Origin of the sequence: Haloarcula sp. Atlit-7R, from assembly GCF_003666065.1 — an archaeon.
Taxonomy (GTDB): Archaea; Halobacteriota; Halobacteria; order Halobacteriales; family Haloarculaceae; genus Haloarcula; species Haloarcula taiwanensis.
The window spans coordinates 39552-54261 of sequence record NZ_QXIK01000013.1 but is presented as its reverse complement, the minus strand read 5'-3'; the positions used below and the strand labels follow the sequence as shown (position 1 = coordinate 54261).

Annotated in this window: 17 protein-coding genes, 1 tRNA gene and 3 pseudogenes; 13 read left to right on the top strand and 8 right to left on the bottom strand. The window is 63.9% G+C overall.

Features of this window, described 5'->3' with window-relative positions:
* Positions 1 to 139: 139 nt before the first annotated feature.
* A complete protein-coding gene (locus tag D3D01_RS18760) occupies positions 140 to 1153 on the top strand; it encodes an NADP-dependent oxidoreductase (protein ID WP_101350547.1) in 1014 nt (337 codons plus the stop codon).
* Between the two features lie 17 nt (positions 1154 to 1170).
* Here D3D01_RS18760 and D3D01_RS18755 read toward each other — a convergent pair whose 3' ends face one another.
* Complete coding sequence (locus D3D01_RS18755) at positions 1171 to 2313, bottom strand: CBS domain-containing protein (RefSeq protein WP_101350546.1); 1143 nt, start codon at positions 2311 to 2313, stop codon at positions 1171 to 1173.
* 108 nt (positions 2314 to 2421) lie between these two features.
* Between D3D01_RS18755 and D3D01_RS18750 the strand changes: the two genes are divergently transcribed.
* Positions 2422 to 2742 carry a lycopene cyclase domain-containing protein gene (locus D3D01_RS18750; protein ID WP_101350545.1) on the top strand — a complete coding sequence of 107 codons (321 nt, stop codon included), beginning with the start codon at positions 2422 to 2424 and terminating at the stop codon, positions 2740 to 2742.
* A gap of 180 nt (positions 2743 to 2922) precedes the next feature.
* Positions 2923 to 3414 (top strand): HTH domain-containing protein, encoded by a 492-nt coding sequence (locus D3D01_RS18745; protein ID WP_101350544.1) that lies wholly within the window; start codon positions 2923 to 2925, stop codon positions 3412 to 3414.
* Between the two features lie 7 nt (positions 3415 to 3421).
* On the opposite strand, the gene D3D01_RS18740 is transcribed toward D3D01_RS18745, so the two are convergent.
* Both D3D01_RS18740 and D3D01_RS18735 read right to left on the bottom strand, forming a co-directional pair.
* Positions 3422 to 3775 carry a hypothetical protein gene (locus D3D01_RS18740; protein ID WP_101350543.1) on the bottom strand — a complete coding sequence of 118 codons (354 nt, stop codon included), beginning with the start codon at positions 3773 to 3775 and terminating at the stop codon, positions 3422 to 3424.
* A 234-nt stretch (positions 3776 to 4009) separates the two neighbouring features.
* Positions 4010 to 4084, bottom strand: a tRNA-Val gene (locus tag D3D01_RS18735).
* Between the two features lie 177 nt (positions 4085 to 4261).
* Here D3D01_RS18735 and trpD point away from each other — a divergent pair.
* From trpD to trpG, 4 genes are read left to right on the top strand one after another with little or no spacing between them, the layout of a single operon-like run.
* Positions 4262 to 5257, top strand: coding sequence for an anthranilate phosphoribosyltransferase (trpD, locus tag D3D01_RS18730; protein ID WP_121513302.1), 996 nt, complete (start codon positions 4262 to 4264; stop codon positions 5255 to 5257).
* A complete protein-coding gene (locus tag D3D01_RS18725; RefSeq protein ID WP_121513301.1) occupies positions 5254 to 5898 on the top strand; it encodes a phosphoribosylanthranilate isomerase in 645 nt (214 codons plus the stop codon). Before trpD ends, D3D01_RS18725 begins: the two co-directional genes overlap by 4 nt.
* The gene (trpE, locus tag D3D01_RS18720; protein ID WP_121513300.1) at positions 5895 to 7532 is read left to right on the top strand and encodes an anthranilate synthase component I; all 1638 of its coding nucleotides are present in this window, start codon (positions 5895 to 5897) and stop codon (positions 7530 to 7532) included. Before D3D01_RS18725 ends, trpE begins: the two co-directional genes overlap by 4 nt.
* Entirely contained in the window at positions 7529 to 8152 is a 624-nt protein-coding gene (gene trpG / locus D3D01_RS18715; RefSeq protein WP_101350540.1) for an anthranilate synthase component II, read from the top strand. The genes trpE and trpG overlap by 4 nt, the downstream gene beginning before the upstream one ends.
* On the opposite strand, the gene D3D01_RS18710 is transcribed toward trpG, so the two are convergent.
* Positions 8149 to 8337: a hypothetical protein gene (locus D3D01_RS18710; protein WP_121513299.1), complete on the bottom strand. Its 189-nt coding sequence runs from the start codon at positions 8335 to 8337 to the stop codon at positions 8149 to 8151. The genes trpG and D3D01_RS18710 overlap by 4 nt on opposite strands.
* A gap of 127 nt (positions 8338 to 8464) precedes the next feature.
* Between D3D01_RS18710 and D3D01_RS18705 the strand changes: the two genes are divergently transcribed.
* The gene (locus D3D01_RS18705; RefSeq protein ID WP_101350538.1) at positions 8465 to 8665 is read left to right on the top strand and encodes a hypothetical protein; all 201 of its coding nucleotides are present in this window, start codon (positions 8465 to 8467) and stop codon (positions 8663 to 8665) included.
* A gap of 81 nt (positions 8666 to 8746) precedes the next feature.
* On the opposite strand, the gene pyrF is transcribed toward D3D01_RS18705, so the two are convergent.
* Complete coding sequence (gene pyrF / locus D3D01_RS18700) at positions 8747 to 9580, bottom strand: orotidine-5'-phosphate decarboxylase (RefSeq protein WP_121513298.1); 834 nt, start codon at positions 9578 to 9580, stop codon at positions 8747 to 8749.
* 121 nt (positions 9581 to 9701) lie between these two features.
* On the opposite strand from pyrF, the gene D3D01_RS18695 reads away from it, so the two are divergent.
* Positions 9702 to 10184 carry a hypothetical protein gene (locus D3D01_RS18695; RefSeq protein ID WP_121513297.1) on the top strand — a complete coding sequence of 161 codons (483 nt, stop codon included), beginning with the start codon at positions 9702 to 9704 and terminating at the stop codon, positions 10182 to 10184.
* Between the two features lie 47 nt (positions 10185 to 10231).
* Here D3D01_RS18695 and D3D01_RS18690 read toward each other — a convergent pair whose 3' ends face one another.
* Together D3D01_RS18690 and D3D01_RS18685 are read right to left on the bottom strand one after the other, a co-directional pair.
* On the bottom strand, positions 10232 to 10576 hold the full coding sequence (locus tag D3D01_RS18690) for a hypothetical protein (protein WP_121513296.1): 345 nt from the start codon (positions 10574 to 10576) through the stop codon (positions 10232 to 10234).
* Complete coding sequence (locus D3D01_RS18685; protein ID WP_101350534.1) at positions 10576 to 11016, bottom strand: DUF2240 family protein; 441 nt, start codon at positions 11014 to 11016, stop codon at positions 10576 to 10578. Before D3D01_RS18685 ends, D3D01_RS18690 begins: the two co-directional genes overlap by 1 nt.
* Positions 11017 to 11106: 90 nt before the next feature.
* On the opposite strand from D3D01_RS18685, the gene D3D01_RS18680 reads away from it, so the two are divergent.
* A complete protein-coding gene (locus D3D01_RS18680; protein ID WP_121513295.1) occupies positions 11107 to 11478 on the top strand; it encodes a 30S ribosomal protein S8e in 372 nt (123 codons plus the stop codon).
* Positions 11479 to 11527: 49 nt separating this feature from the next.
* Here the strand turns inward: D3D01_RS18680 and D3D01_RS18675 are convergent.
* A pseudogene (locus D3D01_RS18675) lies at positions 11528 to 11827 on the bottom strand (histidine kinase); the annotation flags it as partial.
* Between D3D01_RS18675 and D3D01_RS25080 the strand changes: the two are divergent.
* The 3 genes and pseudogenes from D3D01_RS25080 to pstB form a co-directional block, all read left to right on the top strand.
* Positions 11811 to 12158 (top strand): annotated as a pseudogene (locus D3D01_RS25080) (phosphate ABC transporter permease subunit PstC); the annotation flags it as partial. The pseudogenes D3D01_RS18675 and D3D01_RS25080 overlap by 17 nt on opposite strands.
* Entirely contained in the window at positions 12159 to 13805 is a 1647-nt protein-coding gene (gene pstA / locus D3D01_RS18665; protein ID WP_121513293.1) for a phosphate ABC transporter permease PstA, read from the top strand.
* Positions 13802 to 14678: pseudogene (gene pstB / locus D3D01_RS18660) on the top strand (phosphate ABC transporter ATP-binding protein PstB). The gene pstA and the pseudogene pstB overlap by 4 nt, the downstream one beginning before the upstream one ends.
* Positions 14679 to 14710: the final 32 nt, after the last annotated feature.

Sequence of the window (14710 nt, the reverse complement as noted above, 5' to 3'; positions counted from 1 at the left end):
TTCCGCTTCACCGCTCCCGATCAGCGATGCATCCCTCGTGGCTGCACAATACCCGTGGATAATTATTAGATAAACTATAAAACCGGTGCTTGTTTCTCCTTTCGAAGCCCCCTTTCAAGTCGCAAGTGTATGAGGGGTGATGTCGAACACAAACCGCGTTTACCGGCTGGCGAAGCGCCCCGAAGGGACGCCCGACCACGATACGTTCGAGCTTTCCGAGGAAGAGATCCCGGACCCGGGGCCCGGCGAGGTACTCATCAAGACGCTGTACCTCTCTGTCGACCCGTATATGCGTGACCGGATGCGAGACAGCGAATCATATGCGGACCCGTGGGACGTGGGCGACGCGCTCAAGGGTGCTGTCGTCGGTGAGGTTGTCGAGTCCAACGGTGCACGTTTTGACGAGGGCGATGTCGTCACCGGCGAGCTAGAGTGGGCGGAGTACGCCACAGCGCCCGGACCGGTGCTCACAGAAGTCAATCCGGAGCTCGCACCCATTTCGACAGCGCTCGGCGTCTTAGGGATGCCGGGCCTGACAGCGTACTTCGGCACACGGGAAGTCGCGCAGCCTGCGGCCGGCGACACGTTCGTCGTCACCGGCGCTGCGGGCGCCGTCGGCTCCGTGGCGGGTCAGCTCGCCAAGCTCCAGGGCGCACGCGTCGTCGGTTTCGCCGGCTCCGACGAGAAAGTCTCGTTCCTCGAAGACGACCTCGGCTTCGACGCTGGCATCAACTACAAAACGACCGACGACTACCGGGCCGCGCTGGACGAGGCCGCGCCGGACGGCGTCGACGCCTACTTCGACAACGTCGGCGGCCCGATCACCGACGCGGTGTTCACGCGACTCAACACCGACGCGCGCGTCGCCGTCTGCGGACAGATCTCGCTGTACAACAGCGAGGAGGTCCCGATGGGGCCGCGCAAGCTGACTCAGGTCATCCAGTCCCGGGCAACCGTCGAAGGGCTTCTCGTCTCCGACTTCGAGCCGCGGTTCGAGGAAGCGACGAAGCAGCTCGGTCAGTGGGTCGCCTCGGGCGACATTTCCTACCGAGAAACCGTCACCGAAGGCATCGAGAACGCGCCCGACGCGTTCCTCGGGCTGTTTGAGGGCGAGAACATCGGCAAGCAGCTCGTGCAGGTCGCCGAGCGATAGAAAAAACGAGTATCCGGTTATAGCTCGCCGAGCTTACGGAGGAGCTGGCCGCGGTACTCCTCGTCGGCCTGAACGCCTTTCAGTTCGAGGACGTTGCGTTCTAGCTTGTCGAGCGCGACGTTGAAGGCGGTTTCAGCGCCGTAGCCCTCACCGGAGCCGGCCGCCTGACCCTTGTTGGTGCGCAGGCGGATCTGACACTGGATGAGCGGCGTGCCACGGAGCTTCTCCTTGTGCTCGTGGAACCGGACGTGCGCGTGCTGGACCTGCATCGCTCCGTACTTGTCCGCGACCGTCTCGATGTCGGCCCGGATATCCGCACGGGAGATGGTGTCCAGCAGTTTTATATTCGTGATCTGGACGTCCATGTGCTCTTCTTCGGTGTAGGTCAGCGCACGGAGCACGTCGGTCTTCGTGAGGATGCCGGCGACGTGGGTGTCGTCCTCTTCCGGCGTGACGACGAGCCCGGCGAAGTCGTTTTCGAGCATCCGCGCGACGGCGTTCTCGACGGAGTCGCCGAGCTTTGCCGTCTCCACCGGACTGCTCATTACGTCGTAGACCGGCATGTCGAGCACGCGCTCGACTTCGCCGGAGCGGTCGCCCCGCGTCGTCTTGTTCATGTCCCGGACGACCACGTCGACGATGTCGTGACGCGTGACCATCCCAGTCAGGCCGTCGTCGTCACCGAGTACCGGAAGCCGGGAGATGCCGTGTTTCCGGAGGAGGTTGACGACTTGCCCGACGTTGGTGTCCTCAGAGACTGTGATGACGTCCTGCGTGTAGATGTCCTCGACGCGCAGTGCGTCGAGGTTGTCGAGAACCGCGTCGAGGATATCGTCCTCGGTGACGATACCCCAGAGCTCGCCCGCCTCGAACACCGGCGCGAGCTTGACACCACCCTCGACGAGGACGCGCGCGACCTCGCGCACGTCGTCGGTGCGCTCGACTTTCGGCGCCGAGCGCGTCATCGCCCCCGCTTTCGCGTTGTCCTCGACATGGGACTGGACCAGCTGTTTCTGCGTGATAACGCCAGCGTAGTCACCGTCTTCCGTGACGATGATACCCTTGGGGTTCTCGCGTTCGAAGATAGACCGGACTTTCCCCAAGCGCTTGTTGGCGTCAACCTCGACAAATTCTCTGGTGGCGATATCAGCAATATCCATCGTTCTTCACAATTCGTAGATTCGACGTGTGGGGTTATCAAGGTTGGTTTAGTCCCCGGAAACCGAGAGACGAACTAAGCTTTAGGCCCGTAGATCTAAGGTCGGTGTATGCTGCCTGACATCGGGGTCTTCGGCCCCTACACCTACCTAGTGACCGAGGTGATCTGGGGGAGTATCGCTCTCGTGTTGCTCTGGCGCGCGAACGCCCTCCGGATGGCGGCCAAGACCATCGTCGCGCTCTATCCGATCGCATACGTCTGGGACTGGTACACACTGACCGTTGGTGTCTTCGAAATCAAACTCCGGACCGGTGTCGACCTGCTCGGGATTCCCATCGAAGAACATATTTTCATGATCGTCGTTCCCGCGCTCATTCTCGGTATCCACGAGAATCTCCACGGTCTTTCGTCCGGGTCGAACAGCGAATAGTAAGAAATCCGATATCGCTTTCAGCTGTTAACTACTTCCAAATTTGCGTTACAACTGGAATCGGACCGCTCACAGACACTGCTGATTTCGCGCGTATCTCGTCCTGAAAAGGCCATCTGTACTATGCAGACATCTCTCACAGTATCTATATGTGTCAGCCGGGAGTGCTGTCGGATAGCCATGAGTGATACTAACCCGACACCTCATATTGAACTGTATGTCCGGTCGATGCTGCCCGACGGCGCACACGAACGACAGGAAGCGGTCATCGACCGGCTTCAGACGCTCGACGAGAACGACCACATCGACGGGTTCAACGTCATCGTCTGGGGCAAACAGATCGCACCGCAGTCGGCCGCCGCACTGACGGAGGAAGGCAAGTACATCCTGAACCGGGTCGCCGAGTTCAAGCAGTGGGCACTGAGCAACAATGTCTCGCTGGACTCGTTCTATCAGGACACAACCGTTGATTCAGAAGTAGCGGAGTCGGCGTACGACGCTATGGCGTTGCCAGTCATGGGGCTGGCTGAATACGACGGCAGCGAACTCGTCCACGTCGCACCCTGTACGAAAGACGATGTCGTCCACACGATTATGGACCGCCTTGACCGTCTCGAAGTGGGCCAACCACCCGCTCTCGATCAAGAGGGTGGCGACGTGAGTGTCGTCTAACGGGTACCTACGAGGACCGCACCGTTTCGATATACGACTTGAATTCGTCCGTCGTCGACAGCGCTTCGAGCACTTCGTCCGGGTCTCCAGCCAGTCCGTATCCCGGCCGCCCTTTCCCCGTGGGTGACTCCGTCTTTTCGTTGCTCAGCAGTCCCTTCTCGGCGAGTTGTCCCAGCACCGAGATGACCTTCTGGCGCTCGACGCCGCCGAAGGGCTGTCGGTCGATATCTGCGAGGTGCGCTTTCATTGTCTGCGTCACATGATAGGAGTGGACTGGCGTTTCACCGGCGGTTTCGAGTTCCACAACGGCCAGCAGCACGAACTGTTCGAACGCGTCCGCCGACTGGACCTGATCTCTCATATAGATGACTCTAACGCGGTTGGGGCAAGAAACTATGGGACGGTTCTGCCGGCCGATCGGTCTGCTTCCGGCTTCGTCGGAGTGCGCCAGTGTCGTACTCATTCCCGACGACAACGGGAGTGGACTCGGGAGGATTGTGGTCCACGTCGAGACGGGTGCGTTTGCACAGACTCGGCGAACCAACGCCAGCAATCGCTGCAGACTTGCTTCACTCGCCGGCAGAAATAGTAGAAATGGGTTCGGGCGGATTTGAACCGCCGGCCTCCTCCATGTCAAGGAGGTGTCATAACCGACCTAGACCACGAACCCTCACTGCGAGGTACACCACACTGTTTCCGGCGGGTGTAATTGAAGGTTTCGAATTCCGTATCGCTACGTTGTCTGTTGATTGTCCACACGTATCCGTCAACGGGCAAAGTCCCGATAGGCTTAAGTCAATGTACGGATTTGTACATCACAACACGAAAGAGTCCATTGGTGAATACAATGAAAGAGTATATTGAACGCGTCACCGACGGTGAAGACCTGACACAGGACGAGGCTCGGACCGTCGCGACGACTGTCTTCGAGGATGCGACCGAGGCACAGATCGGAGCGCTCCTGACGGCACTGCGGGCAAAGGGGGAGACAGAGGCCGAGATCGCTGGCTTCGCGGAGGGGATGCGAGACGCCGCACGGACCATTCGGCCCGACCGCGAGGGGCTTGTCGACACCTGCGGGACCGGTGGCGACGACTACAACACAATCAACGTCTCGACGACGAGCGCCATTGTCGCGGCCGGGGCTGGCGTCCCGGTTGCCAAACACGGCAACTACTCTGTCTCTTCATCGTCTGGGAGCGCCGACGTGCTCGAAGAGGTCGGCGTCGACATCGAGGCTGAACCGCCGGCTGTCGAGGAGACGATTGAACGAGACGGGATCGGCTTCATGCTCGCACCCGTGTTCCACCCGGCGATGAAGGCCGTTATCGGCCCGCGCCAGGAACTCGGGATGCGGACTGTGTTCAATATTCTCGGCCCGCTGACGAACCCTGCCGATGCGGACGCACAGGTGCTTGGCGTCTACGACCCGGACCTCGTGCCCGTGATGGCCGAAGCGCTGGCTCGACTGGATGTCGAGCGGGCGCTGGTCGTCCACGGCGACGGCCTCGACGAGATTGCAGTCCACGGCGAGACGGTTGTCGCGGAAGTAACCGGCGACCGGATCGCGGAGTACACCATCTCCCCGGAAGACATGGGGCTTGAGACACATGACATCGAGGCCATGGCGGGCGGCGAGCCCGCGGAGAACGCCGCCGACCTTCGTGGCATCGTCTCCGGAGAGATCACCGGGGCGAAGCGGGACATCATCCTCGCTAACGCTGGCGCAGCCATCTACGTCGCCGGTGTCGCCGACACGCACGAGGCGGGGGTCGAACAGGCCCGGCAGGCTATCGAGTCGGGCGCGGCGGCCGACAAACTCGACGATCTGATCGGGGCATGACGCGCGTGAAGATCTGTGGCGTGACGGACAGCACGGACCGCGATGCCGTCGTTACGACCGGCGCTGACGCGGTCGGCGTCATCCACGGCGTCCCGGTCGACACACCACGGGAAGTCGATGCGGCCACTGCCGAGAAGCTCGCCGACGGCGTCCCGCCGTTCGTGACGAGCGTACTGGTGACGATGCCGACGACGGTTCAGGAGGCCGTCAGGCGCGTCGACAGGATCGAACCCGACGCAGTGCAGGTCCACGACGGACTCTCACCGGCAGAACTCGGGGCCCTCGACAGCCGCATCACCCAGGATATCGTCGCCGTCGTCGAGGCGGACGCGCCAGCCATCGAGAGCTATGCCACCCACGCCGACGCCTTGCTCGTGGACTCAGTCGACGCCGACGGCGGCGGCGGCACGGGCGAGACACACGACTGGGAGCGCACGCGCGACCTCGTCGACTCGCTGGATGTGCCCATCGTGCTGGCCGGCGGACTGACCCCTGAGAACGTGGCCGACGCCGTCGAGACGGTCGAACCGTTCGCCGTCGACGTGGCGAGCGGCGTGGAGTCCGCTGGCGGCACGAAAGACCACGACGCGGTCAGCCGGTTCGTCCGGAACGCCAAGCAAGCAGCGGAGGGCGCGGTATGACCCTCGATATCTCCCGCGAGGCGTTCGTCGAACACGCCAAGGCCGACCGCCCGGTCGTCGTCCGCGCGGCCGCAGAACTCGACGTGGATGTGGAACCGCTGACCGCGTACGCAGCGCTGACCGGCCGCACGAGTGACGTAGCCGCAAACGATTACACGTTCCTGCTGGAAAGCGCCGAGAAGGTCGCCTCCAGCGACCCCGACGGCGCGTTCGCGCCGGAGACCGACGACCGCCACGCCCGCTTCTCCTTCGTCGGCTACGACCCGCGCGCTGTCGTTACCGTGACCGGCGACGAGAGCGAGGTCGAGGCGTTCGACAACCGCTACGCCGACCTCGTGACGACCGACGGCGGCGACGTGGTTGATGACCTCCGGGCAGCGATGCCTGACGTGGCGCTGCGGAACTTCCCGGCGATGGACCGCCAGCACCTCGAAGGCGGCCTCGTCGGCTTCCTCTCCTATGACGCCGTCTACGACCTCTGGCTCGACGAGGTGGGCTTAGACCGCCCCGACTCGCGGTTCCCGGACGCGCAGTTCGTCCTCACGACGTCGACGGTCCGATTCGACCACGTCGAGGATACTGTCTCGCTCGTGTTCACACCTGTTGTCAGGCAAGGCGAGGACGCCGGCGAGCGCTACGACGAACTGGTCGCCGAGGCCGAACGGGTCGAGGCCGTGCTGACGGACCTCGCCCCGCTGGAGACTGGCGGCTTCCGCCGCGAGGACGAAGTTGCTGGTCCGCAAGACGAGTACGAGGACGCCGTCGAACGCGCCAAGGAGTACGTCCTCTCGGGGGACATTTACCAGGGCGTCATCTCGCGGACCCGCGAGCTGTACGGCGAGGTCGACCCGCTGGGCTTCTACGAGGCGCTCCGGGCGGTGAACCCCTCGCCGTACATGTATCTGCTGGGCTACGACGACCTGACCATCGTCGGCGCGAGCCCGGAGACGCTGGTCTCGGTCGCTGGCGACCACGTCGTCTCGAACCCCATCGCGGGGACGTGCCAGCGCGGAAACTCCCCCGTCGAGGACCGCCGCCTCGCCGGCGAGATGCTCGCCGACGGGAAGGAGCGGGCCGAACACACCATGCTGGTCGACCTGGCGCGCAACGACGTGCGCCGCGTCGCCGAGGCCGGGAGCGTCCGCGTTCCTGAGTTCATGAACGTCCTCAAGTACAGCCACGTCCAGCACATCGAATCCACGGTCACTGGCCGGCTCGCCGCGGACAAGGACGCCTTCGACGCCGCCCGCGCGACGTTCCCAGCGGGGACCCTCTCCGGCGCGCCGAAGATCCGCGCCATGGAGATAATCGACGAACTCGAACGCTCGCCGCGTGGCCCCTACGGCGGCGGCGTCGGCTACTTCGACTGGGACGGGGACACCGACTTCGCCATCGTCATCCGCTCGGCCACGGTCGAGGACGAGGGTGACCGGGACCGCATCACGGTCCAGGCCGGAGCCGGCATCGTCGCGGATTCGGACCCCGAAAGCGAGTACGTCGAGACCGAGCAGAAAATGGACGGCGTGCTGACGGCGCTGGAGGAAATCGAAGGGGAACCGGTCGACACGACTGTGGGTGCCGACGACACCGAGGCTGCGAGCGGAGCCGACTGCCCCGAGGAGGTAACCCGATGAGTGCGTCACAGCCCGCTGGTGTGGACGCTGTCAGGGATGACCTCCGGGTGCTGTTCGTCGACAACTTCGACTCCTTTACCTACAACCTCGTGGAGTACGTCTCCGAACACGCCGAGACCGAAGTCGTCCGCAACACCGCGACGCTCGACGAGGTCAAGGCGTTCGACCCCGACGCCATCATCCTGTCGCCGGGGCCGGGCCATCCGAAGAACGAGCGGGATGTCGGTGTCACGCTGGCGGTCCTCCGCGAGGTCAGCCCTGACGTGCCGACGCTCGGGGTCTGTCTGGGCCTCGAATCGGCGGTGTACGCCTACGGCGGTAGCATCGGTCGTGCGCCGGAGCCGATCCACGGCAAGGCGTTCCCTATCGACCACGACGAGACGGGGGTCTTCGAGGGCCTGGAACAGGGGTTTCAGGGCGGGCGGTATCACTCGCTCATCGCCGAGGACGTGCCCGACGAGTTCGTCGTCAGCGCGACCACGGAGACCGAGGACGGGACAGAGCTGGTGATGGGTGTCCGCCACCGCGAATATCCCATCGAGGCCGTCCAGTTCCATCCGGAGTCGGTCCTGACTGCGGTCGGCCACGACGTGATTCGGAACTTCCTCGCCGGCCTCTAGATGACCTGAAAGCCCAGCAGTCCGAGTATCCAGAGGACGGCGACGGCGATGAGAGCGATGATAACGAGCCGCCACGCCACCTTCATCACGAGCCGACCGACCAGCAGGACCACGGCGATAGCCAGCAAGCCGACGAGTATCGCTGGCAGCGATGGCAGCGCTCCAAGCTGAAGGAGTGGCAACATACTACAGATAGGAATAGCCACGGGGAAATACTTCGTGGCCGGCGGGGACTGTCCCGGCACGGGTTGCTGAACCACTGCACGCTCACACCGCCAAAGATTCAAACGGCCAGCTGTGCTACCCACTATCATGAGCGTCGCCGGACTGTGTGAACTCTGTGAGCGCCCCGACGTGGACCACACCTGCGACAGGTGCGGGCGACTCGTCTGTGATCGCCACTGGGACGACGACACCGGGATGTGCGTCGAGTGTGGCGCAGAGGTCGGTCGGCCGGGCGACCGCGTCTCGCCGGAAGACATGCCTGACGGCGTGGACACGTTCCGCTTCTGATACTGTCGTCTGTAATCACGTACCGAATGTTGCCACCTCGAACTGGCGAATATCTCCACGAAAGTACGGCTACCATACGAGCTACCGGAACTGATTCAATCGCTCTTTGAGCTGTCGTGCTGACTGGCCGGCGGCCTTGAAAAACGCGTCACCAGAGTCATCGCGCCGCGCGTCAGCGTCCTCGCCGGCGAAGATGATACCCCGCGAGGAGTTGACGAGGCCGACGCCGTCGGCGAGGCCGTGCTCGACGGCGGCCTCGGCGTCGCCGCCCTGCGCGCCGACGCCGGGGACGAGAAACGGAATGTTTGGAACCAGTTCGCGGATTTCCTCGAGTTCGTCGGGGTTTGTCGCGCCGACGACCAGTCCGACGTTACCGTTGCCGTTCCAGAGGTCAGCGAGGTGGACGACGCGCTCGTACAGCTTTTCCCCGGAGGCCAGTTCGAGGTCCTGTAAGTCCTCGCCGCCGGGGTTCGAGGTGCGCCCGAGAACGAACACCCCTTTGTCCGCGCACTGGAGGAACGGCTCCAGCGAGTCCCGTCCGAGAAAGGGGTTGACCGTGATGGCGTCGGCGGCGGGGCCTGCCTCGTCGTCGAGAATCTGGGCGTACTGCCGTGCGGTGTTGCCGATGTCGCCCCGCTTGGCGTCCAGCAAGACCGGCACGTCTTTGCCGTGTGCGTAGGCGATGGTTTCTTCGAGGGCGCGCCAGCCGTCGGGGTCCTCGTAGAAGGCGGCGTTTGGCTTGTAGCACGCGGCGTGCTCGTGGGTCGCGTCGATAATCCGGCGATTGAACTGCCAGCGCGGGAGGTCGGCGTCCAGCACGCTGTCTGGGAGGCGGTCGGGGTCCGGGTCGAGACCGACCGATACCACGCTGTCGGCGGTCGCGATGCGGTCCGCGAGGCGGTCGAAGAAGTGCATAGATACCGCGGCGGTTGGCAGCGATACAAGCGTTTCCTTCTCGTGTCGCCCCCTGCTTCGGTGGAATCAGATTTGATATTTCTTCCGCTGTCTATTTTACACCGGAGGGAGAAGCCTGCGTATGGATCGTTTCGTGGATGTCGGTCACGTGGCCGAGACCCTCCCAGACCTGAGCGAAGCCCTGGATGACCCACGGCTGCGGCAGTTCGGACTCGTCGGCGGTGTCGTGCTCGTGGCCCTCGGCGCGCTTCTGTCGCTCGCGCCCGCGTCCGAGCAGTGGCTGTTCTGGTCGTACGCCGTCGCCGCGACGCTGGTGTTTATCGGCGTCCCACTGCTGTGTCTCGGCCTCGCCGCCCCCGACCCGGAACCCGGGTCGCTGCTCCATCTCGGTATCGAACTGACGACGACACAGCGCCGGGCCGTCGCGCTGGGCTCGCTCTGTATCACAGTGACACCGATTGTCATCGCCCTCGGGACGCCGCTTGGCCTTCCAACGCTGGTGCTTGCTATCGCTGCCGTGACAGCTATACTCGGCTCCGTGCTCATCCTGACCGGATTCGTCGCATGGACGTCGGCAGCTATCGCTGAGCCGAGCCGTCACTGAGTGCAGTTCAGTCGGTGTCCAACCGTTTCCGTCCTCCAAAAGACCGTCTACCCCGAGAGAGTCTGCTCTAGCACGTCGACCGTGGCTTTCACCGCCGCGCCGCTGTGAACAACAACGGTCCCCCCGTCGGCTGTGATATCGTTACGCTCTGGGACGGTTACGGGCTCCGCGTTCAGGACCAGTCGGGCCGTCTCCGGCGTCACCTCGACAACCGCCACTTCAGTGTCGTCGGCCGTCACACGGTAGGCGAAAGCCCCGTCAGGCGTCGGCTCCACGTCTCTGTCCGCATCAACGACGGAAATGTCCGCGAACGGGCCGCGCTGGAGACCGGTCAACTCCGAGGCGAGCAACTGCCCGATCCGCCGGCCGTCAGTGATTCTGTCCTTGACCATCAGAGTTCCTCCCGAACGTCCGCCGCGATAGCTTCGACATCGACACTCTCACTTCGCGCATACACGACAGCCGCGGCCTCAAGCGTAACGCCGATGTCGGACTGAAGCGCGTTGATGCCGGCGACGGCGGTTTGCTTTTCGATGCCGGCCTCGACGACAGCGTCGAGCACCCGCTCGAACGTCGACCGCGACTGCAGGATTTCCTCGCCGGGCGTGAACCCATCCGGGATGTCGGTGTGCGTGGCGTCGAAGCCGACGACGAGGTCGTCGTCGTCCCGTTCGACTAACCCCTCGCTTGCGGCCACATCGACCAGTGTCTTGGCCTGGTCGGGCGAGAACCAGTTCCGGTCCAGCGAGAGCGCGACGACGAACTCGCTTTCTGCCATCCGGTCGGTTCCACGCTGGCGGAACGGCGCGGCGACGGCCGTCTTCAGACTCATCGTCAGAGCAACCGCTCGGCACGGGGGTAACGATTACGATGGCGAGTCGGCATCGAACGGTTCAAGTAGCCGCTGGGTCTTCCTTCCCCTATGAAAGACCAGGGACGCTCCCCTCGCAAGCGGACAGGCGGACGCCGACGACCGAACCACAAAAAGAAGAAACACGAGCTCGGGAAGGACACCGTCGAGACGCAGGTCGGCGAGCAGCGACTGAAGACCGTTGACTCCCGCGGCAACACCCAGAAGGTCCGTGCGGTCAAGACCGACGTTGCGAGCATCGCTGACGGCGCGGAAACCATCGAGGCGACCATCGAGAACGTCGTGGAGAACCCGTCGAACCCGAACTACGCCCGGCGAAACATCATCACGAAAGGCGCAATCCTCGAAACCACCGAGGGACAGGCCCGCGTGACCTCCCGTCCCGGGCAGCACGGGCAGGTCAACGCCGTGCTTGTCGAGTAATCCGGCGCGCAATCAGCGTTTTTAGCTGGCCACAGGTTCGGAGCGACAGCTACGGCCGTGGCGCAGCCTTCTGGAGTGCGCTTTCGGCGATATTGCCACCGTAGTCTGCAGTCCGGGACAGCGAGTCAACCACGCGACCAAGTAGTTGTGCGCTCTGTGGATCTAGCTCCCTGACTTTTCCGTCGACCTCGCGGGCGGTCTCATCGACTTCGGGAATGCGGGACCGAGCCTCGTTTGCCAGCTCGACGGCCTCGTCGTTGTCGTCAGCTAACAGCGCATCCAGCGCGGTTTCGGGGACCGCAATGGCTTCGGTCTCCAGCTGGTCGAGAAGGTCGGCGGTTTCCGGTATCGCCTCGTCGTTCATCCTCGCTATCTCGCGGGCCATCGGCGAGACGATGGCTGTCGTACTGGCCGCGGGGTCGCAGCCGCCGGATATACCGCCCGTCCAGCAGGCCTTCGGCATCCCGTACGTGGCACCGGCTGACGTGATCGGGCTCTTTACCGAGAGCTCTGCGACAATGACCGTCGCGATGGTCAACATCGCACAGGGGGACATCTCCGGCGGGTCGACCGCGTACCAGTCACTGTTCGCTATCGGGCTCACGCTGTTCGTCATCACGCTGGTGATGAACGTCGTCAGCGACCTCGTGGCGAGTCGCTACCGGGAGGTTTACGAGTAAATGGCCACGACATCACCGACCGAGACCGAGTTCGGCGAGGTCAGCCGAATCAAAGGCATCGTCTTCAAGTACATCTCGTTTGCTGCGTCTATCGTCGGTATCCTCGCGCTCGGCGTGTTGCTCGCGTACGTGTTCTGGGACGCGCTGGGCCTAGAGAGCGCTGGCACCGGCTGGTACCTCGCGTACACGGGCACGCTGCTCGTCCCGCTGCTCGCGTTCTTCGCCTACGCCCGGACACGGCCCGCCGTCGTCGCGGGGACGTTCGAACTGTTCAGCATGACGCTGGCCGGCGTCCTGCTGACCGGCGCGGGCGTCATCATCCTCTCGATTATCGCCAGCCCCGGGGTGTGGTTCGCGTACTTCCTGACCGTCGTCGGGCCCATCGTCGGCCTGTACGTCTACGGCCAGTACGACCGCGAGGCGACCTGGGTCGGCCTGGCGATGCTCGGGGTGGTACTGCTCGGCCCGGTCGTCGGGACGCTCGGGCTGGGCCCGCTGACCGCGGTCGGCGCGTTGCTCGGCTCGCCCGGCATCTACTTCCTGTCGCTCGTGGTCCCCGCGGCCGCCGTCGCCGCGTACCTCTCGGCGGAACGGCTGGATTTCTCCCGCCGGCGGAGCCTGGGTATCGGTGTGGGCCTTCCGGTTCTGGCTATCGCCGCCGTCCCGCTGGTCGACACCGTGCCGGCCATCTCGCGGTCGGTCTGGCTCATCGGGCTCGTGTTGCTCGGCCTCCCGGCCGGGTTCGCGGTCGCGAACACGGCCCGAACCCGCGAGCGGTGGCCGGCGTTTGCCTTCCCCGCAATCGTCGCTCTCGGGTTCCTCGCGGGCGAGGCCGTCGTCACCGCCATCGGCGCGACGCCGCCGACCCCGTGGCTCGACTGGCAGTACGTCACCAGCGGCCCGTCCCAGACCGCGGCGGAGGCGGGACTGTACCCCGCTATCATCGGGTCGATATTCCTCATCGTGCTGGTGAGCGTGTTCACCTTCGTCTTCGGCGTCGGCGCGGCCATCTACCTTGAAGAGTACGCGCCCGGCAGCGGCCCGCTGGCCGCCATCACGCGGATTATCAAGGTGAACATCTCGAATCTCGCCGGCGTCCCGTCGGTCGTCTACGGCCTGCTGGGACTGGGCATCTTCGTCAACATCGAGTCCCAGCTCGGCCCGTTCACCTACGCCGGCTTCGGCGTCGGGACGGTGCTGACCGCCGCGATGACCCTGTCCCTGCTCATCCTGCCCATCGTCATCATCTCCGCGCAGGAGGCGATTCGGTCCGTGCCGGACTCGCTGCGGCAGGCGTCTTACGGGATGGGCGCGACCCGATGGCAGACGATTCGGAACGTCGTCCTGCCGCGTTCGCTGCCGGGCATTCTGACCGGGACGATTCTCGCGCTCGGGCGGGCTATCGGGGAGACCGCACCGCTCATCATGGTCGGCGCGGCGACGACGAAGTTCTCCCCGCCGAGTGGACTGTTCGGTAAGCTCACCGCGATGCCGATGCAGATATTCGCCTGGGCGTTCGAACCGAGCGACGAATTCCGGTACGGCGTCGTCGCGGCCGGCGTTGTGACGCTGCTCATCGTCATGCTGACGATGAATTCAGTTGCGATTCTCGTACGGAACAAATATCAACAGGAGGCAAACCAATGACTTCACAGGACATGGCCAGCGACACCGACGTTGAGACCGACGACGACTCCCTCGTGACGACCGACCCCGGCAAAGGCGGTCTGGAAGAGAACGCCGACCGCGGCTCGGTCGGGCAAAGCGGGGCAGGGACCGTCATTGAGTCCCGCAGTCTCGACGTGTTCTACGGCGAGACCCAGGCGCTCCAGGACATCGACCTGGCCATTCCGGAGAACCAGGTGACGGCGATGACCGGCCCCTCGGGCTGTGGCAAATCGACGTTCCTGCGGTGTATCAACCGCATGAGCCTCCTCATCGACATCGCCCGCATCGATGGGGAGCTCATGTTCAAGGGAAAAACGTCTACGACACTGACGTGGATCCGGTGGCTCTCCGACGCCGAATCGGAATGGTGTTCCAGCACCCGAACCCGTTCCCGAAGAGCATCTACGACAACGTCGCCTACGGGCTCCGCATTCAGGACAAGACCGACAACATAGACGAGTGGTAGAGCAGTCTTTGAAGAAAGCGGCGCTGTGGGACGAGGTCAAAGACCGGCTCGACGAGTCGGCCCTCGATCTCTCTGGCGGGCAACAGCAGCGACTGTGCATCGCCCGCGCCATCGCCGTCGACCCCGAGGTCATCCTGATGGACGAACCGGCCTCGGCGCTTGACCCCATCGCCACCTCACAGATTGAGGACCTCATCGAGGAACTGGCCGAGGAGTACACTGTCGTCATCGTGACTCACAACATGCAGCAGGCGGCCCGCATCTCCGATAAGACGGCCGTCTTCCTCACCGGCGGCGAACTCGTCGAGTTCGACGACACGGACAAGATCTTCGAGAACCTCGAGAGCCAGCGCGTCGAGGACTACATCACTGGGAAGTTCGGATAGCCGTCGCCTGCGGACCGGCCGTTTTCGTCGCC

Bases quoted from the DNA above. Each gene is read 5' to 3' on its own strand.
- D3D01_RS18760 (WP_101350547.1), top strand. From the start codon at position 140: ATGTCGAACACAAACCGCGTTTACCGGCTGGCGAAGCGCCCCGAAGGG.
- D3D01_RS18755 (WP_101350546.1), bottom strand. From the start codon at position 2,313: ATGGATATTGCTGATATCGCCACCAGAGAATTTGTCGAGGTTGACGCC.
- D3D01_RS18750 (WP_101350545.1), top strand. From the start codon at position 2,422: ATGCTGCCTGACATCGGGGTCTTCGGCCCCTACACCTACCTAGTGACC.
- D3D01_RS18745 (WP_101350544.1), top strand. From the start codon at position 2,923: ATGAGTGATACTAACCCGACACCTCATATTGAACTGTATGTCCGGTCG.
- D3D01_RS18740 (WP_101350543.1), bottom strand. From the start codon at position 3,775: ATGAGAGATCAGGTCCAGTCGGCGGACGCGTTCGAACAGTTCGTGCTG.
- trpD (WP_121513302.1), top strand. From the start codon at position 4,262: ATGAAAGAGTATATTGAACGCGTCACCGACGGTGAAGACCTGACACAG.
- D3D01_RS18725 (WP_121513301.1), top strand. From the start codon at position 5,254: ATGACGCGCGTGAAGATCTGTGGCGTGACGGACAGCACGGACCGCGAT.
- trpE (WP_121513300.1), top strand. From the start codon at position 5,895: ATGACCCTCGATATCTCCCGCGAGGCGTTCGTCGAACACGCCAAGGCC.
- trpG (WP_101350540.1), top strand. From the start codon at position 7,529: ATGAGTGCGTCACAGCCCGCTGGTGTGGACGCTGTCAGGGATGACCTC.
- D3D01_RS18710 (WP_121513299.1), bottom strand. From the start codon at position 8,337: ATGTTGCCACTCCTTCAGCTTGGAGCGCTGCCATCGCTGCCAGCGATA.
- D3D01_RS18705 (WP_101350538.1), top strand. From the start codon at position 8,465: ATGAGCGTCGCCGGACTGTGTGAACTCTGTGAGCGCCCCGACGTGGAC.
- pyrF (WP_121513298.1), bottom strand. From the start codon at position 9,580: ATGCACTTCTTCGACCGCCTCGCGGACCGCATCGCGACCGCCGACAGC.
- D3D01_RS18695 (WP_121513297.1), top strand. From the start codon at position 9,702: ATGGATCGTTTCGTGGATGTCGGTCACGTGGCCGAGACCCTCCCAGAC.
- D3D01_RS18690 (WP_121513296.1), bottom strand. From the start codon at position 10,576: ATGGTCAAGGACAGAATCACTGACGGCCGGCGGATCGGGCAGTTGCTC.
- D3D01_RS18685 (WP_101350534.1), bottom strand. From the start codon at position 11,016: ATGAGTCTGAAGACGGCCGTCGCCGCGCCGTTCCGCCAGCGTGGAACC.
- D3D01_RS18680 (WP_121513295.1), top strand. From the start codon at position 11,107: ATGAAAGACCAGGGACGCTCCCCTCGCAAGCGGACAGGCGGACGCCGA.
- pstA (WP_121513293.1), top strand. From the start codon at position 12,159: ATGGCCACGACATCACCGACCGAGACCGAGTTCGGCGAGGTCAGCCGA.